This window comes from Carnobacterium sp. FSL E2-0243 (assembly GCF_038003605.1).
Lineage (GTDB): Bacteria > Bacillota > Bacilli > Lactobacillales > Carnobacteriaceae > Carnobacterium > Carnobacterium maltaromaticum.
In genome coordinates this window covers 391156-416275 of record NZ_JBBOPM010000001.1, presented here as the reverse complement: position 1 = coordinate 416275, position 25120 = coordinate 391156, and the positions used below count along the sequence as shown (strand labels likewise).

At 34.6% G+C, this 25120-nt stretch carries 16 protein-coding genes; 1 reads left to right on the top strand and 15 read right to left on the bottom strand.

The window, feature by feature from the left end:
- Nucleotides 1-152 precede the first annotated feature (152 nt).
- The 12 genes from MHI00_RS01950 to MHI00_RS01895 all read right to left on the bottom strand — a co-directional run bounded on the left by MHI00_RS01950 (nucleotide 153) and on the right by MHI00_RS01895 (nucleotide 20123).
- Nucleotides 153-998 carry a diguanylate cyclase domain-containing protein gene (locus MHI00_RS01950; RefSeq protein ID WP_010052603.1) on the bottom strand — a complete coding sequence of 282 codons (846 nt, stop codon included), beginning with the start codon at nucleotides 996-998 and terminating at the stop codon, nucleotides 153-155.
- Entirely contained in the window at nucleotides 988-3069 is a 2082-nt protein-coding gene (locus tag MHI00_RS01945; RefSeq protein ID WP_341110548.1) for a cellulose biosynthesis cyclic di-GMP-binding regulatory protein BcsB, read from the bottom strand. The genes MHI00_RS01950 and MHI00_RS01945 overlap by 11 nt, the downstream gene beginning before the upstream one ends.
- Before the next feature lie 21 nt (nucleotides 3070-3090).
- Complete coding sequence (locus MHI00_RS01940) at nucleotides 3091-4341, bottom strand: glycosyltransferase family 2 protein (RefSeq protein ID WP_010052599.1); 1251 nt, start codon at nucleotides 4339-4341, stop codon at nucleotides 3091-3093.
- A gap of 10 nt (nucleotides 4342-4351) precedes the next feature.
- A complete protein-coding gene (locus MHI00_RS01935) occupies nucleotides 4352-5920 on the bottom strand; it encodes a hypothetical protein (RefSeq protein WP_341110543.1) in 1569 nt (522 codons plus the stop codon).
- A gap of 26 nt (nucleotides 5921-5946) precedes the next feature.
- Entirely contained in the window at nucleotides 5947-7443 is a 1497-nt protein-coding gene (gene wsfD, locus MHI00_RS01930) for a glycan biosynthesis hexose transferase WsfD (RefSeq protein ID WP_287429929.1), read from the bottom strand.
- Between the two features lie 414 nt (nucleotides 7444-7857).
- Entirely contained in the window at nucleotides 7858-9030 is a 1173-nt protein-coding gene (locus MHI00_RS01925; RefSeq protein WP_201730607.1) for a hypothetical protein, read from the bottom strand.
- A 14-nt stretch (nucleotides 9031-9044) separates the two neighbouring features.
- Complete coding sequence (locus MHI00_RS01920) at nucleotides 9045-9485, bottom strand: thioredoxin family protein (protein ID WP_201730608.1); 441 nt, start codon at nucleotides 9483-9485, stop codon at nucleotides 9045-9047.
- Nucleotides 9486-9903: 418 nt separating this feature from the next.
- A complete protein-coding gene (locus tag MHI00_RS01915; RefSeq protein ID WP_016356652.1) occupies nucleotides 9904-11328 on the bottom strand; it encodes a PTS sugar transporter subunit IIC in 1425 nt (474 codons plus the stop codon).
- Nucleotides 11329-11704: 376 nt separating this feature from the next.
- Nucleotides 11705-12652 (bottom strand): metal ABC transporter substrate-binding protein, encoded by a 948-nt coding sequence (locus tag MHI00_RS01910; RefSeq protein WP_057000117.1) that lies wholly within the window; start codon nucleotides 12650-12652, stop codon nucleotides 11705-11707.
- Nucleotides 12649-13503, bottom strand: a complete 855-nt coding sequence (locus tag MHI00_RS01905; RefSeq protein ID WP_010053567.1) for a metal ABC transporter permease — start codon at nucleotides 13501-13503, stop codon at nucleotides 12649-12651. Before MHI00_RS01905 ends, MHI00_RS01910 begins: the two co-directional genes overlap by 4 nt.
- 2 nt (nucleotides 13504-13505) lie before the next feature.
- On the bottom strand, nucleotides 13506-14240 hold the full coding sequence (locus MHI00_RS01900; RefSeq protein WP_015077605.1) for a metal ABC transporter ATP-binding protein: 735 nt from the start codon (nucleotides 14238-14240) through the stop codon (nucleotides 13506-13508).
- 741 nt (nucleotides 14241-14981) lie between these two features.
- Nucleotides 14982-20123, bottom strand: coding sequence for a SpaA isopeptide-forming pilin-related protein (locus MHI00_RS01895; protein ID WP_341110535.1), 5142 nt, complete (start codon nucleotides 20121-20123; stop codon nucleotides 14982-14984).
- 609 nt (nucleotides 20124-20732) lie between these two features.
- On the opposite strand from MHI00_RS01895, the gene MHI00_RS01890 reads away from it, so the two are divergent.
- Complete coding sequence (locus MHI00_RS01890; RefSeq protein ID WP_057000120.1) at nucleotides 20733-21575, top strand: DUF72 domain-containing protein; 843 nt, start codon at nucleotides 20733-20735, stop codon at nucleotides 21573-21575.
- Nucleotides 21576-21966: 391 nt separating this feature from the next.
- On the opposite strand, the gene MHI00_RS01885 is transcribed toward MHI00_RS01890, so the two are convergent.
- The 3 genes from MHI00_RS01885 to MHI00_RS01875 form a co-directional block, all read right to left on the bottom strand.
- A complete protein-coding gene (locus MHI00_RS01885; protein ID WP_015077610.1) occupies nucleotides 21967-23340 on the bottom strand; it encodes a PTS sugar transporter subunit IIC in 1374 nt (457 codons plus the stop codon).
- A gap of 157 nt (nucleotides 23341-23497) precedes the next feature.
- The gene (locus MHI00_RS01880) at nucleotides 23498-23818 is read right to left on the bottom strand and encodes a PTS sugar transporter subunit IIB (protein WP_010053562.1); all 321 of its coding nucleotides are present in this window, start codon (nucleotides 23816-23818) and stop codon (nucleotides 23498-23500) included.
- Nucleotides 23819-24102: 284 nt separating this feature from the next.
- Nucleotides 24103-24999 carry a helix-turn-helix domain-containing protein gene (locus MHI00_RS01875; protein ID WP_016356654.1) on the bottom strand — a complete coding sequence of 299 codons (897 nt, stop codon included), beginning with the start codon at nucleotides 24997-24999 and terminating at the stop codon, nucleotides 24103-24105.
- Between the last annotated feature and the right edge of the window lie 121 nt (nucleotides 25000-25120).

Below are 25120 nucleotides of genomic sequence, written 5' to 3'. Positions count from 1 at the left end.
TTATTTTAATCTATTTTATTAAAAAAGGTCAAACATTTAATAACGATATATGTATTTTTTTAAAAATAAAAATTAGCCTGATTCACTTAGAATCAACAAGTCTAAGTGAATCAGGCTAAATTTCTGGCTCATTCTATTTTCCCAACTGTTTATTACACATCATACTCTAACTCTTTTATAGCTGCCTCAACAAAGTCATACGGGCTTTTAATCGTTTCTTGTACATATTCTGCCGCACCAGATTTTATCTCAATTTGAACTTGATTCTTAGCTGAAAAATCACTAATTGACTCTTCAAAAAATTCTTTAATCCGTTCTGTTACAACTCTTGCACCTGCTTGATCTGTAAAAAGTAGCAAACCCCAAGTTAAGTTTTCGCGTTCTAAGACATATAAAATATCATTATCTCGAATCGCCTGCTTCATTGTACTTGTAACACGTCCAATAACAGCCGAAATTTGGTCTTCCGACAACATTCGCTGCAATTCATTCCAGTGCTTCACCTGAATCACAACCATTGTTACAGGTAAGTTAAAACGACGTGAAGTTGACATAAACACCTGTGCATCCTCTTTATAGGCACGGATTGTTCGTAATCTCGTTTCATCATCCAATATTCCTAGCTGACGGTTCTTGCGTTCTAACTGACTATTTTCTGCTTGTAGCTTCTGTGTTCGATAACTAAACATATACAGAGTCACAGATAAAAGAGGTGTCATTACTAACCAAAAATACAAGCTCGCTCCAAATGTTTCACTTGTAGAAATAGATTGGTATAACGCATAACTTCCTTGTAAAAAGATAAAAATTAAATTTAAAATCAAACCAGCTGTAATTGTTGTAAAATATGTGATAATCGCCAATAGTAAGGCCACGTTCATAAAAATAATATTCTGAACAAAACTACTTTGATCAAATGTTGTAAATACGACGATAATAAACATTAATAATAGAAAACCTAATAAGGCTAAATCGGATAATAATTTATTATTTTTCATCATTATCCTCCTTGTCTAAACGATTTTTTCTAAATGCTAAGATTAAGGCAATTAGAATTGAAGCTAACACTAAGCCCACTAATCCAAGGTATAACAAAAGATTCGATTCCTTTTTAACTTTATCAACAAAGGTCGTTGCTTCTCCGATATCCCCTTTCTTTTTAAAGCGATAGCTATTAACCCGATTATCTTTATCCACAGTAAACGCATCTCCACTATGTTTTTGAACTTTGTCTTGAGTCGACAGCTCTTTGGAAGCCAAATAAACAGACTGCGGAGTAGCTCCTGTCACAACCAACAACCCATTACTAGCAGTGTATGGTGAGTGTAGTAACTGCCCAGTCCCAATTTGTTGTCCGTAATTAGATTCAATACTTAATTTTTCATTGGATAAAAATCCTGCTCCGTCTTTATCGTATTTAAAATATAACTTCTCATTAATTCCTTTAATAAACGTATTATCTAGAGCTGAACCCATAGTAATAATATTGCTAGATTTTAGCTCTTCTTTCGTTGCTGAACTTGAATAAAAAACAACTTCACCTGTATTATCTTGCGCGTATTTTCCTAGTAAATTAAAAATATTCGTCAGCCCACGATAATAGTCAGCATTCATCTCTTCCGGTAAAACCACTGCTATTTGATTAAAACTCCCATCTTTTAAAAATGGAAATGGATAGTTTTCAAACAATAAGTCTGTCCGATCTTTCGTGTTTACCCTCATCATAGACTCTGGAGAAATATAGGCCCACGGAGTCTCATCCTGTCTAGGGGTGCATTGTAAATCTTTAATTTCTAAATCAAAACTGACGGTCACTGCAAAATTGCCTGACACATCTAAGTCTGGCGGCAAGGTAAAAGTTGCTGTATCGCCATCAGCATATTCCTTCGTTAATTTTTTACTGCCAATCGGTATACCACCAATCGAAACAGTCATAAGTGAACGATCAAAATCAAGATTTTTAGCATAACGAAAAGCCAAATTCACTTGACTATTTGCAGCTAAAGAACGATTCGCTGGCAACGACATAAAGTAAGTTTGCTCTTGGTGAAAAGGCCCTTTTAATTCATCTCCTGTACTTGTCATTTGAAAATCCTCTTCAATTTTCAAATGAGACGTTGCCGTATCTAAATCTTTAGACACCTCTTTACTAACTAGTTGTGTTTCAGACATTAGTTCCTCGTTTGCACTATACCGTCCTGCCTTAACTAATGCTTTCTTATCACTAGAAGTGATGACTAACACCGTTTGATTTTCTTTTTTTATCACTTTTAGAACAGCTTGCTCTTTGACACTATTTTTATCAATTTTAGTTTGATAGTCAGCAGGTAAATGATCATACTCTGCTACTAAAACAACAAGTGGCAATTGCGCTAAATGCGAATCATTTAATGTGCCGATTGGAATTTGTTGATCATCTTGTCCATTTGCTTTTGCAGACCCAGATAAGGTATAAGTTGCTGTTTCCAATTCAGCTGGAGTGGCTTTTTCAGGAACTATAACGGCCACCTCTTTATGAACAACAGAATCCATCCCACTAAACCGCTCATAAAAAGCTTGGATTGTTTCTGGCATTTCTTTTTTGGTATAATTTACACCAACATTTGAGCCTTTAAAAATATGCAACCAATCAGCAGGTGTCTCCGTCAAACTACATTGATCTTCACCGTTGGTCGTCATAATTGCGCCTTCTATTTTTAATACATTTGAACCTTGTTTAATTAGTTCTTTAGGTATATCAATCACTAAGTGCTGTTTTTCAAGACTTGTTTCTGTTGGTCGAAAAGAATTGAACTTCATCCCATTAATCGATAACGTCACACTCGAAACATCATTTTTGGTCAATTGAGAAATTTGATAGTCCAAATTAAGTCTGACTTGATCGACTTCCCAATAATCCAAAATTTGAAAATATAAATTCGTTGTCGCTGAAACCCCAGTCAAGGAGCTATCTGTATTATCAAACTTGGTAATAAACGTTTGTGGTTCAGCTTCTGCTCCATAAACTACAACTGAGCTTGATACAATACTAAAAATAACAACGAATCCCATTAAAAACCATTTTTTCATCTAACTTTCCTCCACTTCTCGCTAAAACCGCTCTGTTTTATACCATTTGACTTCACGTTTTAGAACTGTTTCTTTAATAAACATTACCATTCCATATGCCGCAACAGCTAACCACATCTGACTGTATGTTACATACATAAGTAAAATAATGCCCAAATTTCCAAACGTCATTTCACCCTTTTCAGTTGTAATCGTAATAAATGTTCCTACGACGAAAAGAATGATTGCTAATAACCACAGCAACCCACTAAAACCAGCCAATGTTGTCGTCACATAGCCCATCAAATTAAGTAACAACAGTACATCTGAAACAACCAACGAAGTCATTAGCAAAAAATAAATGGATAAAAAGTACAAAATATCAAAACGGATTTTACGTGCTTTTGCGTTGAATAATAACGGTGCATTTTTCACAATAACATAAATATTGCCTTTCACCCAGCGTGTCCGTTGACGAAACCAGACCTTTAAGGTTTGAGGTTCTTGCTCCCAAGTTACCGCTTTAGGTTGAAACTTGATTTTATAACCCATCATGTAAATTCGAAAACTAATTTCGGTATCTTCTGCCAAAGCTTTCTCATCCCAACCACCAATTGCTTCAATAATTTCTCGCCTCATGATAAAGTTGGTACCAGGAATCGTACATAATTTGAATAATTGCCAACGACCTGCTTGAGCCATCCACTGAAAAGACAACGTTTCGATATTAATAAAACGCGTCAATAGACTGGCGTTGCGATTTCTAGTTCTAAATTTCCCAACTACGGCACCTAATTTTTCGTCATTGCTCAGTTCTGCTACAAGATAGCGTAATGCTGTTTTTTCTGGCGTATTATCTGCATCATAAATCGCAATTAAATCCCCTTTAGCCTGTTTAAAACCAATATTCAGAGCATTCGATTTACCCTTTCCTCCAACTACAGCATCCGTATTGATAATATGCAGCTGGCGAGTTGGATTTTTGGCTTGAATTGCAGCTAATAATTCTGCGCTATTATCTGATGAATTATCATTAATGACAATAATTTCATAGCGATCTTGTGGGTAATCAAAGCGCAATAATGACTCCACTGTCTTTACAATAACGACGCCTTCATTATGGGCCGGGACCATAATTGTCACCAACGGTGGAACACCCTTAATTTCAGGAAGTTCCTTTCCTTCTATTTTTATATAATAAATGTAGCCCGCAATAATCAAGGCCACATTAACTAATAATAATCCCCAAATAGAAAAAATTGCGACTAGTAATAAATAATCTGCTAGCGTCATATTTTTTCACTCACTTTCTATATTTTCCTTTATATAAATTATAGCCAATAACAAAAAAGATACTTAATACAAATAAAGTGGCACTAATAATAACGATGAAAATTTTGTCCTGTAAATTAAAAAAATCCGTTAAACTACCTGTATCTTTCACTGTTTTTGCTTGCTTTCCTGCTACTGATTTCACCATTGTTTCCGGATACTCACGTTCACCATTAACTGTTAAAATCGCATTTTCCACTTTTATTTGATTGGTTTCTGTCACCACATTGTGTTCTCTCAAATTTATTCCTCGAAATAAAAAAGGCAGCTGATTTAACTCTTTATTGATGCTATCCCATTCTTTTCTCGTGTCAGGTATTTTATAAGTCAAGGCTGTCGGAGTATTAAATTTATGCCTTTCTATTGCTCCCCATTCAATTGCCCTTAATGAAGAGACTGGCAACCCAAAATACGTCGTGTCATAAATTGGAGCAGTCGTCGTCTTATCTCGGTACTGAAGCTTCTTAGGGTTAGGCAGCAACAGAACTGTCGAACTATAAGACAAGCCATCTTGTTGATATTCTGTATCTTGATTCCAATAGGCCGGCGCACTAATGCCTACAGGAAAAACATTATCTGCCACTAGTTCATCAATTGTTTTCGGCATAATAGCTGCTAAATCGCGTTGCTCTCTACTAACACCCATTACCTCAGGAGTTTTTAAAAGTAGCCCGCCATTTCGAGCCGCTACATAACGTAACATGTCAGTATAATTTTTCATTGCTTTTAAATCTACATTTTGCCAAACGCTTGTTGCACTTAATGCAAAGGGAATCCCTGCATCATATAACTGATCTGCTAAATACTTAATAAGAGGGAGATTTGAAAAAGGTGTCACATCTGTGAAAACTAACATAGGGTTAAATGTCCCAGTTTGCTTCAACCATTTTTGAATAAGTTGGCTCGTTAAAATAAAACTCAACCCATCTGGCTTTAGATAAGGAAGATAAGCAGAGTTGCCATTTAAAATGCCATAAGGTTTCAATTCATTGTGGTTCTCAAAATCTATTCGTCCAAATTCTTCAGCTGCTTCCGAAATTCCAGCCACAACCTCAACCGTCAATTCCGTTTCCATGACTTCATTAGCTTTCTCACTAAGACTGACTAAGTTGCCTCGTTCACCATTAATTTGCTCCAATTCAATACCAAGCTGCTTTTGCCATTTCATAGGTAAATTACCACCAATATGTAATTTTAATCCTGTAAAAGCATCACGATCCTTTAAATAAAACGGATTTTCAATAGCCAAGTCTGGTGCATTAATCAATGTAATGATTCCATTAAAATCAGACATTTCGTTTTCATGGTACTCTGCAACTGAAATAGTTGTCACCACAACATTAAAACTAGTGAGCAAACGTTGCAAAGTACTAATTTTTTCTTCTCCTGAACCAGATGTATCTAGACTGTCATACACAAGTAATAGTTTCATCTCACTCTCGTCTGGCTTTGTATCAGCAAATACGGATGTCGGATAGGAAAAGCAACTAACTAACCAGAAAAGACAACCTATTGCCATTAACTTATACCACTTTATCATTTAACGCATCCCCCCTCCTGATTCATTTATTTTAGTTTCAGCGAATCAAATTCTGTTTCTTGCTGCCATAAGCGATTGAATAAAATATCGCTTAGCGTCATAATTGTTAGAAAATCGAATAAAACAGCTATTAAAAAAAGATGTTTTGCCAAATCGGCGTCTCCATCCCCCACGACAGAAATTAATAGAATTCCAAAAATCATGCCAATACTAGCTAAAATCAACCAATAACGCAATAAGCCTCGTGGATTATTTTGTTGATAAGCTCGGTATGTGCTAGGAAAATAGAGAGCTAAATAGACGAGTGTCCAAATAATTAAAAAACCTAGCGTTTTAGGATAGACAGTACGTTTTAAACGACTATAGAGAGTAAAATAAGTCGCCTGACTTTTAGCTTTTTTCCCAACTTTCTTTTCATAGTTCCCCATTTCAACGGTTTGAACTTCATGAATATCATGAGCAGCGACATCCAAAATATCATAAAATTCTTTAGGATGGGCTAAATAATTTTTTAAAATCCAACCGAATCCATATTTTTCATAAAAATTATCCACCATATAAGGACTATTTACATCAATAGCTGTATATTCTTGAAAATAAATATTTTCTTTTAATAAAGCAAATTGTTCACTAATTCCACCGTCACTAAGTGTTGCTTCTGGATTCTCAGATTCCAGTAAAACACCGCGTGTCATCGATTGAAATTGATTAATTTTGTTAAATTCTGAGGTGATTAACTTATAAGTTGCCACACCCGTCACTAATACTAAAACTAAGCTAAAAACAACCATCATTCGCGAAATCACTGTCTTTTTAATAAATAATAACCCAATATAAATAAATGCAATAAAAACTACTAATGGCGCGTTTTGTTGCTTAGATGTGATTAGTAACATCGAACTAACAGTTAATAAAACCAATAGGACACTATCATTGTAGCGTTTCCGACACATTAACAATGTCGAAGAAACAATATATAAACACATAATAAACATAATTGGCTCACTATAAAGTGAGTTAAAATAAGCTATATAAGCTGTATCTGTAAAGATAATCACTACAAAAAGGGCAATGAAGTAGCCTTTCCAACCTTTGATTCGATAAGTCAGAGCTTCTGTTAATAAATAAATGCTACCTAAAAACAAAACATAATAAATGAAGCTCAAAAAACGGATATCAAAAATAGTTTGGCTATAAAACAATTTATTCAATACCACAGCTAAGTGAATAAAAAGTGGCTCTGATGAAAATAAACTAGCACCATGTTCATTGTAATAGTGCATAATGCCATACTCTTTAATAAAATAACTGAAATATTGGTCACTATATTTTGGTAATTGATACAAGCCATTGCTGTACAACATTCTTAAAAAGTCACCATTATCTGCAATTCCTATTAAAGGTTGAATAAATAATGCAATACCAGCTACAATCGCTGCAAGAAAGACTGCTAATAACGACGGTGAAATAACAGTCGAAATAGTTATCCCGCTGTTAAGTAACAGCTTCTTTAGTTGTTTCACTTCTTTACCTCCTTATAAAAAGTTCTTTTGAGTCGTTTAGGCCTGGCAGAAAAATAGCAAATTCCAGAAAAAGTTGCTCTTTACTTTTTTGGGAATTTATCTTTTTTCCGAAGGACTGGCTCAAAAGAACTAGCCTTGATAAAAAGTTCTTTTAAGCCGTTTAGGCCTGGCAGAAAAATAGCAAATTCCAGAAAAAGTTGCTCTTTACTTTTTTGGGAATTTATCTTTTTTCCGAAGGACTGGCTCAAAAGAACTAGCCTTGATAAAAAGTTCTTTTAAGCCGTTTAGGCCTGGCAGAAAAATAGCAAATTCCAGAAAAAGTTGCTCTTTACTTTTTTGGGAATTTATCTTTTTTCCGAAGGACTGGCTCAAAAGAACTAGCCTTGATATATAGAATCAGATTTTCTTGTAGAATTAATATTGATACGCTAATAAAGCAATTAAATTATTGAACGAAAATAAAGCATTCGTTTGGCTATCTCCGTATCCACCGTTCAAAGGACTTGCTGGGTCATGAATCTGACTCGCTTCCATTCGATCCATCGCACGATTGTACAATTCTTCATCCCCAACTTCGGAAGCTATCATTGCGCAAATTCCATAAGCTGCAGCCGACTGATTCTGATCTAAAACTTCTCCAGTTTTTGAATAGCGATTATATAAAGTCCCTTTCTCAACATTTTCTTTAATAAAAGCTATACTTTGTGACTTCGTTTTTCCCGCTTCACTTAGATGCAAAATGGATAAGAGTGACTCAATGACATTGATTTCTTCACTAGCAATATAAGCTTTTTGGCTATAATCATAGCGTGTTTGATAGAAAGGAAATTGATCCCCTAGATAGCCTTCTGTTAAAATCATTTCTTGTGCATCTATTAAGGCTTTCTTGTCTTCAACTGCGATTGGCAATAAACTTAATGTTTTTAAATCTATATAACACAAAGTAATGGATTGATTGGTTATATCATACTGACTATCTCGAAAATCAACCAGTTTGTTTTGATTAACCATTTTTTTGTAAAAGCGACTACCATATTGTGTAACAAGATTCTCAGACGTTGCACCCGGTATAAATTGTTGAGCTTCTGCTAAACCACGAATAATTCGCAAATCATCGACACTTGCATTAACTGGATACCTTTTTTGCAGTTTTGGACTAAACCGATAACTGAATTGAGTTGATTCATTGAAGGTTGCGACTGTTGTTTCCCATGTTTTTTTAAATAGTGTTTCATCTTGTTTCAAAGCTGCATAGCGTAGCATTAGTCCTGCTGACTCACTAAGGACTTCATGGCCTGTAGCAACCTCTTCATTTTGATCCGTATCTAAATAATTTGTATAAATACCATAATCTCCCGTTAACTTTTCAGCGACGAAGGTTTCTAATTTTTGCTCATTATCCTTGGCGCCTTTACGGTTAGCACCATATTGGTTTGTCTTTTTTATTTTTATTTCCACAGGTGAGCTTTCAGCCTGACTATGCTGCTCCCCAATAAAATTTTTATTGGATTGAATTGGCTGACAACTTAACAAAAAAAAGAAGAGCCCACTTAATCCGCATAACCCAATTGCTTTTTTTAATCTCATAATAGAGTAACTCCCTAACCTTTATTTTCTAACAAAAATTGATTGATTTCATTCTGGTTTTTGAAGTTGGAAAGACGATTCGTTACTTGGCCTTTTTTTACTACCAGAACTGCTGGCACAGATTGAATGTCTGTCACATTAACAATTTTTTCAAAGTTTTTTATATCTGTTTTCTTACCTTCATCCGTATTGTAATACAGAATAGCTTGATTATTCTTTGCAAGTGCCTTTTCAAGCTTTGGCTGAAAAGCCTGACATTTATCACAAGTTGGTCGACCTATATAAATAATTCCATCCTTTTTTTCATCTATTAAGCCCATAATCTCCATCCCAGAAGCGGAAGTAAGAGTAGCCTTATTTTCTTTTGTTTCTGTTTTATTCATCATTATAAAAATAAAAAAAACCGTACTCAACAGAACAACCACTCCACTACCAATCAAAACTCCCTTTTTCATTACATAACCTCCATAATCAACTTATTGTTTAGTAGATTCTAGCACAGCTAATAAAATAAGTAACGTTAGAACTATTACCAATAAAAAATTTCTATTTATTTTTTAGTCATTCAATTCAACATTAAAAAATTCGTTTTTTAATTACTCTATCGTACTCTATTTATTCCTATTTATATATAGCCATACAGCAATTTTCCATGCTCTTTTTTATCATCTTTTGTTGTTATCTTAAAAAAAAATGATAAATAGTTAAATAAATTAACAGGGATTCTTCTCTACTCTTTATTTTGCTTCAATTAAACAAATCCGATTTACTTAAAAAATATCAAGATCCACCATGCTTTTTATGCCATTCATAGTTGCACTACAAAAAAAATCGTTAAATCAAGAAACTCTCCTGATTTAACGATTTTCACTTTTATTGTTCTTGATTCTCACTTTCACCTAAATTAGGATCCATTTTATTGGCTGCAATAACAAACGGTGCCCAAATTGCAAATGAAGCCAACACACAAACTAATGTGACAATAGGCGCACGCCAGTCAGCTCCTGTTGCTAAGAAGGATAATAGGAACGGAGGAGTTACCCAAACTATTGATTGAGAAACTGGATTCACTAAATCCAACATCGTTGCAAAATAACCAATGGATACTGAAACAACTGGTGCAAGCATAAATGGAATAAATAAAATTGGATTTAAAACAATTGGTAAACCAAACATAACTGGTTCATTGATATTAAAAATACCAGGTCCAAGAGATAAATTAGCTACAGCGCGGTAATCCGCACGTTTAGAGAAGATCAAGATAACAACGATTAAGACAATTGTTCCTCCTGAACCACCAAACATTGAATAAGCATCAAATGAACCACGAACCCATTTATATCCTTCTGCCTTAACTAATTCAACTCCACCTTCTTGGAAGAGATTTAAGTTTTTAAGTTGTGCAACACCAAAGACACCTTCTAAAACGGGTGCTAAAACGTTCATACCGTGAATACCGAAGAACCAGAATAATTGAATCGCGATAGTCACAACAACTACAGCACCAAATCCTTGAGAGAAACCAAGCAAAGGTTTAGCAATTGTTTCTTGAATCCATTCTAAGAACGTCATATTCGGAATCAATTTTGCGAATGCCCAATAAAAAACAGCGACTGAATATAAAGCAACTGTTGCGGGAATAATTGCTGCAAAGGCTTTGGAAACAGCAGGTGGTACTGAATCTGGTAACTTAATTGTCATATCTCGTAACATCAATTTACAAAAAATCATTGTTGCAACGAAACCGATAACCATTGCGGTAAAGAAGAAATTACTATCTAAATTATTTAATGGAATCCAACCCCAACCAGTAGCTGTAATTCCTTGAGAAGTAGCTGACCAACCAGTTGTTGCTGATTCTGCATTGATTGTTTCAACCATTTTAGCTGGAACACTTGTTGCCAAGTTACCAGTAAATGAGAATGTTATACCTGCAATAGATGCAGCTAATGAAACAATCCCACCAGCTAAATCATTGACACCATATGCTCGAGAGAGGTTATAGCCCCAAGAAAAAGCAAAAATTAAACCAGCGATAGCTAAAGTTCCATTCCAAATATAGCCATTTATAGAAATAATTTCCTTAATTATAGGAATATCTCCACCAACATAACCTGAGAAAAATTGCGGGGGTAAATCACGAATTATTGCGTTAATCATAACCGCTACTGAACCGGCCATTGTTGCTGGCATTGTGCCAATAAAGGCATCACGTAAAGCGACTAAGTGTTTCTGTGCACCAATCTTTGCCGCAATCGGGAGTAAATGCTTCTCTAGCCAAGCAGATAATGCTTCCATCATATTAAAAACCTCCAATAATTAATTTTATACGCACAAATAACCAATAAAACCCTTACATAGTTTTATTCTTTTAACAGTTGGAACTAACCTACTATTAAACCATGTTTTATTTTTACACAACTCCTCCTCCCTCTTATTTAATGCAAGAGTCGTGCCAAATAAATACGCTGTTTATTCCTATTCTATAAAGGTTCAACAAAAGATAACGCTTACACATAGTTTTAAAAAATCTACACAGTTTTAATTTAATTACTTTTTTTCAGCTCTCTATAACAGATCTAAAATGATTCTAATCCTGCCTTATATGTACGTATCGAACAAAAAAAGACTAAGGCATTTTCTTCCCTTAGTCTTTCCCGTATAATTTTTTAAATTAGTTTGTTTTTCCAGATAAACCTTCATATATTTTATCAATGTTCCATTTAATCATATCATAGTAGGTATCGCCATCTTCACCCTTATCTGCTAAAGAGTCAGTAAATATTTTTGCCGCAATTGGCACGCCTGTTTCTCTGGAAACGGCCTCCATTGTTTTTGGAGAAATACTAGTCTCCACAAACAATGCTTTTACATCATCCTTTTTAATACGCTCTACAATTCGTTTCATTTGTCCTGGTGTTCCTTGACTGTCTGTATTAATCTCCCAGATATACTCAGCTTGTAGCCCATATTGTTTTGAGAAGTATTTAAAGGCACCCTCACTGCTAACTAAGATACGATTTTCTTCAGGAATAGACAACATTTTTTCTTTTGCCTGCGTGTCTAATTCAGTTAATTTAGCTACATAGGCTTCTTTATTTTTTTCGAAATAATCTGCATTTTCTGGACTGATTTTGCTTAATTCATCGGTTATATTCTCAACATACTTAATCCCATTTTGAACATTTAACCATGCATGTGGGTCTTCTTCTGTTTCTTGGCCTGCTTCGCTTAAATACATTGGTTCAACACCCTTACTAACAGCAAATGTCACATCTTCCTTACGACTATTAGTAATAACTTTATCAAACCAGCCCTTACCTGTTTCAAGATTTAAGCCATTGTAAAAAACAATGTCAGATTTTTCAACAGCTTCGGTGTCTCTAGGGGTTGGGTCATAAATATGTGGATCCGTTCCAACTGGAACCATACTATATACATCAACTTTATCCCCGCCCACATTCTCAATCATATCTGCAATAATTGAATAGGTTGCTACAACTTGAATTTTCCCTGTCGAGTCTGCCTTTTTTTTATCTTGGCTACTACTACTTGCAGAACAACCTGCTACAGTCAGCAATACAACTGCTAATCCGACTAAATAAATCATTTTATTTTTCATATCGTTATCTCCTCTTTTCTTCGTTTTAAGAATCCATTTTTTGGTGACAGTATAAATGAGATGGTGAAAAAACTCGCTCCGACTAAAACAATAGCTGCACTGGTTGGCAAATCATAGCTAAAACTAATTAGCACTCCAATTATTCCACTGATTGTGCCTAATGCAGAAGCCATTATCATCATATGAAGTAATTTATTTGACCAAAGATACGCCGTTGCTGCTGGAGTAATTAATAAAGCAACAACTAAGACAATCCCGACTTGTGACAGCGCAGAGACAGTAAAAACTGTCAATAATAACATCAATAGATAATGATAGAAATTATTCTTCAATCCGTATGCTTTTGACATTACTGGATCAAACGAGGTAATCAATAATTCTTTATACAATAATGTGACTGTAACTAGTACTAAAATGAGAATAATCGCTGATGTTCCTATTTCTTGTGGTGTAACAGCTAAGATATTCCCAAATAAAACATGGTTTAAGTCAAGTCCACTATGGGCTTTTGTTATCAAAATGATTCCTAGTGCAAAAAACGTACTCAAAATAATTCCAATTGACGTATCCGTTTTAATTTTGCTTTTTTTGATAATAAACTCAATTAAAATTGATGCTAAAAGTCCAAAAAATGTTGCACCAACCATCATATTAACGCCAAACATATATGACAGTGCCACACCTGGTAACACGGCATGAGATAAAGCATCTCCCATTAAAGAAAGCTGTCTTAAAACAATAAAACTTCCGATAATGCCTGAAATTAAACCTAAAATAATCGATGACAACAAGGCGTTAATCATTGTGACTGACAGACCCGTTGCATCTGAAATTGAAAATAAAATATCCATACTTACCCCTCCACTCCTTTTATAACGATATCCCCTAGAGAATCACCATACGCTTCTTGGATAAATTTCGCCGTAAAAGCTTTATCAATTTGATCAGAGACAATCAACTTTTTATTCAAGATGACTAAGTGGTCAAAGTAATCCACGACTTTATGCAAATCATGATGGACGGTTAAGACTGTTTTCCCCTGTGCTTTAAGTTCATTGAGAATATCGATAATGATTTTTTCACTAACCATATCAATCCCAACAAAAGGTTCGTCTAAAAAGTAGTAATCTGCATCTTGTGCAAGTGCTCTAGCGATAAAAACTCTTTGTAATTGTCCACCAGAAAGGTTGCCGATTTGTTTCTTAGCAAGATTACTTAACCCAACTTTTTCTAAAGCCAGTTTTGCACGTTCTTTCTCTTTTCTCCCTGGAAAAACAAACAATTTTAAACTTGGGTATGTTCCAGTTAGAACAGTATCAAAGACGGTAATTGGAAAAGTTAAATCAATCTCACTCCGCTGAGCTACATAAGCAATTTTCTTTTTGAATCCTGAAATAGGTTGGTCGTTTATGTAGACTTCACCCGAATCTTTTTTGATTACACCTAACATCGATTTAAGTAAGGTCGATTTCCCAGCTCCATTTGGACCAATAATTCCAATCGACTGCCCTGTCGGTATTGTTGTTGTAATATCTGATAATGCATTATGTCCAAAATAGGACACATTAATATTTTTTAATTGAATCACTATATACACTCCTCGTATAAAAAGTTTGTTGAGCCGTATAGCTCTGGCAAGAAAATAGGGAAAGTTGATGTGACGTTTTTTGTCACCTCAAAATTTCATCTTTTTCTCGAAGAGTTGGCTCATAGAAACTAGCCTGATAAAAAGTTTGTTGAGCCGTTTAGCTCTGGCAAGAAAATAGGGAAAGTTGATGTGACGCTTTTTGTCACCTCGAAATTTCATCTTTTTCTCGAAGAGTTGGCTCATAAGAACTAGCCTGATAAAAAGTTTGTTGAGCCATTTAGACCTGGCAGAAAAATAGGAAATTTCAAGAAAAGTATCTTTTTACTTTTTTAGGAATTTATCTTTTTCCGAAGGACTGATTCATAAGAACTAGCCTTGATAAAAAGTTTGTTGAACCTTTTAAGCCTGACAATTTTAACTACTTTAGAAAAATAAGAAATTCTCCAAAAGGAAAGTTCCATTTTTGTTTTAAGGGGCTTGCGAATAAAGTTAACTTTATCTTGATATTCTTATTATAGCATCTATATAAGGTTAGTCAAACATTATTTTTAGCCACGCCTAACTTTTTGAGTATTTAATAAAATAGTAAGGCATTTACAGTGAATTTATGAACTATACATAATTTTCGAATCTTAATTATCTGACATAAAAGGTTACCCTTATTTTACTGAACACTAAAAAACCCAATCCAAAAATTCAGGATTGGGTTTTCGCTTGGTGGTTACTAAAATTAAGCGTTCATTATTTTAGTAACTCCCCTTTTCTTCTTTGAACTATATAAGCTAACATAGCTGTCATTACCACTAAGCTTCCTATAACCATCCATTTAACAGTAGGGTTTTCTCCTGTTTTAGGTAGCGTATAGGTATTATTTTTTGATACTGATGTTCGTGGTAAAGTCTTATTATTTAGTTGATCATTGTATTTATCTACCGTAATCAAATCACTACCTTGAGCAATAGAAAAGTTCATTGGCGTTTGTTCCAATTTATAGCCCGTTGGAGCTTTGGTTTCAACCAATTGATAGTCTCCATTAGCTAAATCTGAGATTTCTAAGGTTCCATTTTCTCCTGTTTCCAGGTTCTTCTGGATAACTTTTCCATCCTTATCTTGTAAGTCAAAGATAGCTCCTGCTAGTAATTCATCTGTTTTAGCATCTTTCTTTTGGACCCTAACTGTTTGCTGTTTCGCTTTATTTGTTTTAGATAGTTGAAGCGCAGAAGATTGCCCCTTTTCTACTGTAAAAATAATTGGCTCTTGGTCTAATTGATAACCAGCTGGGGCTTTCGTCTCAACTAACTGATAGTCATTTGCTTTTAAATCATTGATAGCTAATTTTCCAGCAGCATCGGTTACCATATGTTGAATCAATTTATTCCCTTGGCTGTCTTGTAAATCAAATTCTGCACCTGCTAATGTTTCGCCACTGCGCTCATCAATTTTTGTTAAGACCACAACACCTGCAATCAACTCATTTGAAACCGTTATGTTAACAGCTTCAGTCTGGTCTTTTTCAAGCGTAAAGACAACCGGTTTTTGATTTAATTGATAGCCTGTCGGAGCTTTTGTTTCAACAAATTGATAAGAACCAGGTTTTAAACCTGAAACAGCTAATTTGCCTGAAGCATTGGTTACTAAGTCCCTTTGAAGAACCTTGCCACTTTGATCTTGCAACTCAAAAATCGCTCCTTGTAAAACCGTCCCTGTTTGACTATCCACTTTAGTTAATAGAACGCTACTAGGATTAGCTCTATTCGTGATAGCTATTTTTAGAGCTTCCGTTTGACCTTTTCCAATTTTAAATGGCACTGGAGTTGCATCTAATTGGTAGCCTACTGGGGCTTTGGTTTCGACCAATTGGTATGCATTTGGAGCTAAATCATTGACGGAGATTTTACCAGATTCATCCGTTGTTAACGTACTTTGAACTTGTTTTCCTTCACTATCTTGCAGTTCAAAAACGGCTCCTGCTAAAACTTCACCAGTTTGATCGTCAGTTTTAGTAATCACAATACCACTAGGCGTTAGTTTATTTGTCATTGTGACTTCTGTTGCTTCACTTTGATTTTTTGCAATCGTAAATTCTACTGGTGTTGTATCTAGTTCATAACCTGTTGGCGCTTTTGTTTCAACAAACTGGTACGAACCAGGTTTTAATTCATCCACAGCTAATTTACCCAAATTATCAGTAGTTAATCCACTTTGAATCACTTCTTTGTTATTCTTTTGAAGCTCAAAGACGGCTCCTTGTAAAGTTTCACCTGATTGTTCATCGGTTTTAGTTAGTACGACACCACCAGGGATCAACTCGTTCGTCATTGCCACTTCAACACTCTCTGTTTGGCCCTTTTTGATTTCAAATGTCAATGGAGTTTCATCTAATTTATACCCAGTTGGAGCTTTGGTTTCAACAAATTGATACGATCCAACTTTCAAATCTTGTAATGTTAAGGTACCATTCACATCCGTTGTTAATGCACTTTCTAAAGGAGTGCCTGTTTCATCTTGTAATTCAAAAACAGCCCCTGCTAAAGATTCATTTGATTCTTTAGCTGTTTTTTTCAAAGTAACACTATTTAAAAAGGTGCGTTCATTCGTCACTTTAATTGGAAGCATCGACTCAGTTAAACTGATCAATTTACCTGTTTTATATTCTGGATTAATGTCATAACCAGTTGGTGCTTTGGTTTCTTTTAGTTGATAGTCTCCCAAAGGTAAACCAGTAAAGGTTAATTCACCTTGTGCATCTGTATCACCTTTCAACCCAGTTTCAGTTCCATCAGCTTTTAAAATTTCAAAAGTAGCGCCAGCTAATAATGTGCTTTCGTCTAAATTATCGACTTTTAAAATCGTTAAATCAGCGGTTTTTACAATTCCAGAACCACTCCCACTGGAGAAACCTAAATTAATCGCAGCTTCAGCTTGTCTGTAATACGCATTTAAACCAACATAACTAGCTGAATCAACCTGCGCTTTACTTTTTACTCCACCTGGAAATTCGCTAATTGTATTATAAGTTACTTGAATATTACTTTCAGCTTTATAATCTGTAAATGTTATTGTAAAAGTATTCCCCGTAATTTTCAAGCTATAGTGATCACTACTTATTTTTTCACCTGTTGCCGTATTTTTAACGACAAATGAAATTGGATCGTAAGCCGCATTCGTACTGCCATTATCCAAAGTATCAGAAATCACCGGATTTTCAACTGGCAAGTTTGTTGAAATACTTTTAGTTGTGACTGTCCAATTCGCTACATTTTCTTTAGCACTATCTAAAGTAACTGCCTTAGTTAAAGCCATTTCATAGTTGTATGCATAAACGGTTGTTTCATATTCTGCCGTTTTCGTGTCATACTTGACTACCGCTTTATTTTTCAATTGATTGTAGGTGTACCAATCTTTTTTCACTCGTGTTTTATATTTAACATAGACACGTTTACTACCCAGTTTATTAAATTCTAAATTAAGAGCATTGTTTTCTGTATCAATTTTTGTTGGATAAACATCATCTCCAACTGGAACTAAATTGTAATCATAGCGCAAGTAATTTCTCATGTTATCTAACATCGACTGGCTAGTTACTTCCTCAAATCTCAATGAGCCTGGTACAAGTTCACTACCTAATGGCAACGTATCCGATAGACTTGTTTGATTAAAGTTACTTCCTTTAGAGTTCACTAAAATCAACCAATTTTGGTATAAATACTGACCATCTGAGACAGCTGCTTCACCCATTTTTTGCCCGCCTGTGTAGTAAGGATCTATAAATGTCCCTTTAGCTTCATACTCGATTACACCGGGAACATCCCCATAATTTAGCGTAGCTTTATTTTTAATTTCTGTTTCTTCTTCTGAAGTATTTAATTTCGTATTGATAGTCACAACTAGGGTATCTTTCAATTGAGCGTATTCCCCAAGAAGGTCAATCCGAACTCCACCATTGAAACTTGCTGGCGCCCCATTTACATTGGGTTGTGCACCCACTGGCGACCCTGTTTCATCAAAAAGAGTGACTTTATAATCAATTCCTTCCGTCAAGTTTTCAAATTGTGTTTCTGACAACTTTTTCTTAACGGTTAAAGAGGTATGACTGACCACTGAATCAATAAAATAGTCATGAATAACAGGATTTTTCATGGTATATTTTTCAGCATTGATTGTAATACTCCACTCCATTGTCTGGTTAAAGACATCAATTTTACCTGACTCTTTTTGGAGTAAATTTGGAATTAAACTAATTTTTGCTTCTTTTTGCGTAGTGCCATCACTGATTTTATTCGTAATCACGCGTTCAGTAGGATCAGTGATTTTAGTTGAATAGGTTACACGGTACGCTTGATTTGTAGCACCGTTGGCATTCATTTGGATCGTGCCATTAGTGTTGATGCTTGGGGTTCCCCACTGATCAGCACCATCCCCTTGTTCAATCACTGTATAGTTATTTCCACTAATATAGTTAAATCCAATTTTTTCAATTTTTAAAGAATCAGGAATATATTCAACTCCTTGATTGGCCAAATCAGTTGTTAATTTCGACATCGTTGTTAACGGTTGTTCGTTAAAATTATAATCAATTGTCCAATCAATGAATCCTGTCTCTTTATTGATTTTTCCACTAGTTGTTAATGGCTGAACCGTGTAGAAATTTTGACTAGCAAATGAATACTGTGAATTTTTCCCATCTTCATATGTGTAAGAATATGAATAAAAATAATTGTACTCATTGCCACTAGTTGAATCATCTATATAAGATTTTCCATTAATTCCTGAGAGGGAAGATTCAACAATAATCGCTTTTTTATTTAACTTATTCGTTAATTTTATTTCTGCTGTTGCTTGATAAGTTCCACTATTTTTTTTCGTAACTTGAAAGTCGACGCCTTCCGTCAACTCCGTTTTTTCTCCAACTAGTACCCCATTAAAGTCTACATCACTAGTTGAAACTTTTACTGAATCAAAAACTAATTTACTATCACTTTGGTAAGGCTCAACTGTAAATCGACGATTCGCGCTATCTGTCCGATCCAAATTAAATATTGATTCTATTTTAGCTGTTTTTGGATTAAAATCCCCTACTGTAATAGCTGTGCTACTTTTTCCTGAATCAATGTTTGAGGTAACTTCTAAATGATAAATCGTTTCATTTGGAGTCGTTGTAAATATAATTTCTTGGTTTTCTTCAGCACTATTTGATACTTTTTCTAACGAAGTAATTAAACTCAATTTGTACTCTTCTGAGGCAATATTATCTTCTAAAAAAGTAATTGTTAATTTTTTTGTGGCTGCGTCAATCGCCCATTTTGCTGATGTCATCGGACTGAAATCACCAGATAAATCTTTGGCAATCGCTATTTGAGGCGGCAACTGAGTCGTAAAAGTATCTCCTGTTTGATAATTTTTATTTGTAAAAGAAAAGGTCATATTTAATTTAATTCCCGACATATTCGGAATAATATCATTTTCTTTAACTTCGTCTCCATTGATTTTATACATTTTTATATTCGTAAATAAATTATCTGTAATAGCTAATTTTGGTGCCTTTTCTATTAAAGTTTCAGGCTGTTTGTTAGTAGTCTCAGGCTTAACTTCATTAGCTTCTACTGGTTGATTTTCTTCAGCTTGAGTTGAAGTTGGTACTTCTTCTGGCTTAGTAGGTGTATCTACTTCAGTTGAATTTCCTTCATTTTCTACCTGCGTAGTAGGTTCTTCAACTGGTGCAATTCCTGTTGGCAACGAACTTTCTGCTGTTGCAGGAATCTCAGCATCGTGCTGGCTAGAGTTGGTTTCAGTTGCCGTTCCTTCCGCATAAATAAGTGCTGGGCTTGAAACTTGAAAAACCAGCATTGTGACTAAAAACAACGTAATGATCTTATTTTTCATTCCATATTTCCTCCTAATTATTACTATAAGATTGATTGAACTGACTAAATAAGGTAGAAAACACATACAATGTATCTTTTCTCGACGGATTGGCTCATAAAAATGGGCTTTTAGATATTTAGATACAACTATGAACCTTGATAAGCTAAGTATAATTGAGATTTTCCCCTATATTATCCACTATACAGAACTTAAAAACGGTCATTCACTTTAATTTTCTAGATAACTGTTGTATTTTGACAAAAAAAAGTGATTCGTTACTAATTTTTTTATATTTAGCTAATACTTTTTTTAACTTTCAGTTCCTATAAATTGATTCATGCGTTAAAATAAAGAAAAAGAGTCCTATTATTATGGCTAGCTCTTTTGAACCAACTCCTCGGAAAAAAGATGAATGGTAAAAATGACAAAAAGCGCCATTCCTCCCATTCCCTATTTTTCTGCTGGAGCTAACCGGCTCAACGAGCTTTTTATTAGGCTAGCTCTTTTGAACCAACTCTTCGGAAAAAAGATGAATGGTAAAAATGACAAAAAAAGCATTCCTTCCATTTCCTATTTTTCTTTCAGAGCTATCAGTTTCAACGAGCATTTTATTATAAGGAGGTTGCTATGATTACAATTGGTTTAACAAATTGGAAAGGTCACGAATCTTTGCTCGTAGATAAAAATAAAGAATTAGAAAATTATACAGCACATTTTCCTTTTGTTGAAATGGATACTAGTTTCTATTCCATTCAGCCCGAAACGAATATTGTTAATTGGATGGGGAAAACACCTGATGGTTTTCAATTTATTCCAAAAGCTTTTCAAGCTATGACTACCCATCGAGAATGGGGAGATTACTTTCCAAGTGAAAAAGCGATGTTTCAAGCTTTTATTGCTTCTTTCACACCTATGCTCGAGGCCAATCGCATTAAGGCTTTTTTATTTCAATTTCCACCTTATTTTGCTTGTACCAAAGAAAATGTCGATTATTTACGAAAAATTCGGTATTGGATGGGTGAATTGCCTGTCGCAATTGAATTTCGAAATAATAGTTGGTTTTCGGAAAATCATTATGGAGCAACACTTAAATTTTTAACTGAATTACAGTTTATCCAAACAACAGTTGATCAACCTCAAACTCAGACAAATAGTATTCCAATGGTTCTTAACGTAACCAATCCATCACTGACTCTTTTACGTTTGCATGGTCGGAATTTTACAGGTTGGTTGGAGTCCAGTAGTCCCGATTGGCGAAAAAAAAGGACCTTGTATAATTATTCTCCAACAGAAATTAAGGAACTCAAAGGATATGTAGAAACCTTAGCACTCGATGCTAAAGAAGTTGCCGTTATATTCAATAATAATTCTGGAGGGCACGCGGCTCCAAATGCAAAAGCTTTACAAAAAGAATTAGACCTAAGCTTTGAAAACTTAGCCCCACAACAATTAGGCTTAGATTTATTTTAACTTTTTAGATTTGGCTGTAAGGATTTGAATATTTGCATGAATATAATAGAAAGGTGGAGGGAGGGGTGATAGAAAGAATTGAAAAAGAAACCATGCATCAACATAGTTTCTTTTAAAGTAAAATTGTTCAAAAAACGATGACTCCTATGATAGCACTATTAAACCATCTAACTTGCCAAAGTGTTTAGATGGTTATTTTTTTTTGTTAAATTTTAGGATCGCGATAACTCGCAAACTGAAATTAATCAGTAATACTGGTGTATCGAAAATACTGCTAACTTATATTTGTAACATAAAATTAGTTTCTATTCTCAGTTGCAATAAAATTCACCCACACTCAATTATTTGAGCATGGGTGAATTTTTTTTATTCGCTTATTTTATAACTACCTTTAGTCTTCTAAAGGCACTTTATTTGCAGCTAAGACAAATGGCATCCAGATAACCAATGCTACTCCTAAGTTAACTAGAGTTAAGATAATTGCACGCCAGTCACCACCCGTGGCTAAGAAACCACTGATTCCCGCTGGCATTACCCAGATTACACTAACCACAACCGGATTGACCAACCCGGCCATTGTTGCAACATAAGCAACAGAAGCTGTTGCCATAGGTGCTAAGATAAATGGAATCATGTAAAGTGGATTTAAAACGATTGGCATACCGAACATCACTGGTTCATTAATGTTGAAAATACCAGGTCCTAAAGCTAATTTACCAACTGTTCTAGAATCTGCTCGTTTAGAGAAAATTAGAATTGCCACAATGAGCATCAATGTTACTCCTGCTCCACCTGGCCAAACAAATGCTTCAAAACTTCCTGCTACCCATTTGTAAGGAATCATTTCTTTTCTTTGATAAGCATTCATGTTTGTTGTCATTGCACTTCCATAAATTGTTTGTAAAACTGGTGCCATTACGTTTGTACCGTGGATTCCGAAGAACCATAATAAATGAACTAAGAAAACAATTAAAATTACGGCACCAAAACCTTGCGATAAGGCTAATAATGGTGTTTGAATTGTTTCTGTAATCCAGTCAATAATTGGTTGACCAGTTAAGGTTGTGAAACCATAGTTAATAATTCCACAGATATATAATGCCACTGTCGCTGGAATAATAGCAGCAAAAGCTTTAGCAACTGCCGGTGGAACAGAGTCAGGCATTTTAATTGTAATTTTTGCTAGCATTAATTTAGAAAAGATAATTGTTGCGATAAAACCGAAAATAATTGCTGTAAATAATCCTGTACCACCCATGTGTTTGCCGAAGTTAAAGAATCCCCAAGCTTCTGCACTGATAACATTACCATCTGTAACAGTTCCACCAGCTGCTGTAATCATGCTGATCGCTTTTTTAGGTAATTCACCATCTAGCGTTAAAGCTGTTGATGCAGTTTGAGTTAGACCCATAAAAAATGCTGTTAATGATACTACAGCGCCAGATAAAGCATCTACATTATAAGCTTTAGCCAAATTGTAACCCAAAGTCATTGAGAAAACGACTGCCATAATTGCTAAAGTACCTGTCCAAACAAATCCGTTAACGGCTACCACAGGCTTCATAAATTCAACAAAACCTAACCAACCCCATTCAGTTGGGAAATCACGGAAGAAGGCATTTAGTAAAACAGCTACTGAACCTGCCATGGTTGCTGGCATCGTAGCAATAAACGCATCCCGTAGCGCTACTAAGTGTTTTTGAGAACCAATTTTTGAAGCTACTGGAATGATATATTTTTCTAACCAATTCATTAATCCATTCATGTATATTCTCCTCCAAAGATGTATTTTTAGGATGTCGCTTTGGCCACCCTTTTCTAGTATATTTCACTTGATTGATACTACTTTCTTACCTATAAAATTGTAAACGTGTTCATTAAGTAGGTTTCGCTTTCTCTACCTTTTTCTGACTCCTTTCTTTTTATTTATTCATTAAAGCTAAGGCTTGATCCAAAACTTTTTCGCCATTCATCATACCGTAATCTTGCATATTGATGACATCTAGTGGGATTCCCTTAGCAGCAACTTTCGGTTCAAATTGTGCTTTCATAAATCGAACTTGAGGACCTAATAACATTACGTCAATTGGTTTTGTTTCAAGATTTCCATCAGCTTCTGACGCTGACACTGCAAAAATCTCAGCCTCCATTCCTCTAGCAATAGCTGCTTTTTCCATTTTTGTTACCAATAAACTCGTACTCATACCTGCTGAACAAACTAACATTATCGTCTTTTTTTCCATTTTCCTTCTCCTCCATCTCTCTTTCACTTAAAATAGATTAGCCAATTGACTTACTCACTATACTATATAGCAAATAGCGTGCCAAAGATTATAATGTTACAATCTTTGATTTGACTAGGTTTTACTAGACTTATTTATTACACACTTAATTGACACCGCTTACACAAATCGTTTTATGGCTACACACTCCTTAAAAGGCACATAAAAAAGCCAGATAATGAACTATCTGACTTTTATAATCTATTTTAATTAGAAGTAATTTTCTTTTTCAACTCAGCATTTCTTTATTCCCAATAGCAATAACCTTCTAATTTAAATTCTCGCATATTTTTTTTAATCGCTTCACTAATGATTTTATTTTCAGTTAACTTTGCAAATGAAGCTGCATGAAAATAAAATTCAGTTGCTTCTTCTATCCGATCTAACTTAGCTAAATTAAAGGCTTTTTCATAATATAAGCGATCTAATTCATAGTTGGTATGTTTCATTTGCTGCAATGTGATGCCTAATGTACAAAGGTTGACAGCTTTTTCGTAGTTTCCAATGTGAGAATAAAATTTCGCACTGTTAAAATAAATAATGGTAATCTCGGCACTATCATTTATCTCTCCTAAATCCTCAATTAGTTCATCTAATTGTACCAGAGATTTTTCATAATAAGTTAGTGCCTTGTCAAGTTCATCTTCTAATTCATAAGCTATTCCAATACCGTTTGTAGCTAAAACATCAATCAAATCTAACTTACTGTCTGATTTGTCTGACAATACTAAGTTAAAATAATAATGGGCATCAATAAAATTGTGATGACCTGCTAATGTTGTTAATCCTAAATAGTAATAATATTTTTTTCTTTCATAGGCTGTTTCAACTTTTTTTATATCTATTTCGTTTTTTAGTAATGTATAGGCTTCTTCATGCTGATAAGCCGCACATAATTGTTTGACTTTATTAAAAATACGGGAAGTCTGAGAATTAACACTAGTTAAGGCATAACCAGAAAGCTCACTAAATTCAATATTTAGTCGGTTGGCAATTGCTAATAAAATAGACATCGTGGGCATTCTAGATTTATTTTCCAGATTACTAACAGTCGCTTGTGTACAGATTCCCTCTGCCAATTCACTTTGCTTTAGTCCTTTAGCTAAGCGCTTCTCTTTTATTATTTCCCCTAGTGTGCTCACTATTATGACTTCCTTTCTATCATTAAATCCAGATTTATTGATTAATTGTACCTTACATTGTATTATTAGAGTAGTATTTTGTTTTTATTTTATTACTAAAGGAGGTACCACATTATGAACA

Coding starts and splice junctions, on each gene's coding strand:
- MHI00_RS01950 (WP_010052603.1), bottom strand. CDS start 998: ATGAAAAATAATAAATTATTATCCGATTTAGCCTTATTAGGTTTTCTA.
- MHI00_RS01945 (WP_341110548.1), bottom strand. CDS start 3,069: ATGAAAAAATGGTTTTTAATGGGATTCGTTGTTATTTTTAGTATTGTA.
- MHI00_RS01940 (WP_010052599.1), bottom strand. CDS start 4,341: ATGACGCTAGCAGATTATTTATTACTAGTCGCAATTTTTTCTATTTGG.
- MHI00_RS01935 (WP_341110543.1), bottom strand. CDS start 5,920: ATGATAAAGTGGTATAAGTTAATGGCAATAGGTTGTCTTTTCTGGTTA.
- MHI00_RS01925 (WP_201730607.1), bottom strand. CDS start 9,030: ATGAGATTAAAAAAAGCAATTGGGTTATGCGGATTAAGTGGGCTCTTC.
- MHI00_RS01920 (WP_201730608.1), bottom strand. CDS start 9,485: ATGAAAAAGGGAGTTTTGATTGGTAGTGGAGTGGTTGTTCTGTTGAGT.
- MHI00_RS01915 (WP_016356652.1), bottom strand. CDS start 11,328: ATGGAAGCATTATCTGCTTGGCTAGAGAAGCATTTACTCCCGATTGCG.
- MHI00_RS01910 (WP_057000117.1), bottom strand. CDS start 12,652: ATGAAAAATAAAATGATTTATTTAGTCGGATTAGCAGTTGTATTGCTG.
- MHI00_RS01905 (WP_010053567.1), bottom strand. CDS start 13,503: ATGGATATTTTATTTTCAATTTCAGATGCAACGGGTCTGTCAGTCACA.
- MHI00_RS01895 (WP_341110535.1), bottom strand. CDS start 20,123: ATGAAAAATAAGATCATTACGTTGTTTTTAGTCACAATGCTGGTTTTT.
- MHI00_RS01890 (WP_057000120.1), top strand. CDS start 20,733: ATGATTACAATTGGTTTAACAAATTGGAAAGGTCACGAATCTTTGCTC.
- MHI00_RS01885 (WP_015077610.1), bottom strand. CDS start 23,340: ATGAATGGATTAATGAATTGGTTAGAAAAATATATCATTCCAGTAGCT.
- MHI00_RS01880 (WP_010053562.1), bottom strand. CDS start 23,818: ATGGAAAAAAAGACGATAATGTTAGTTTGTTCAGCAGGTATGAGTACG.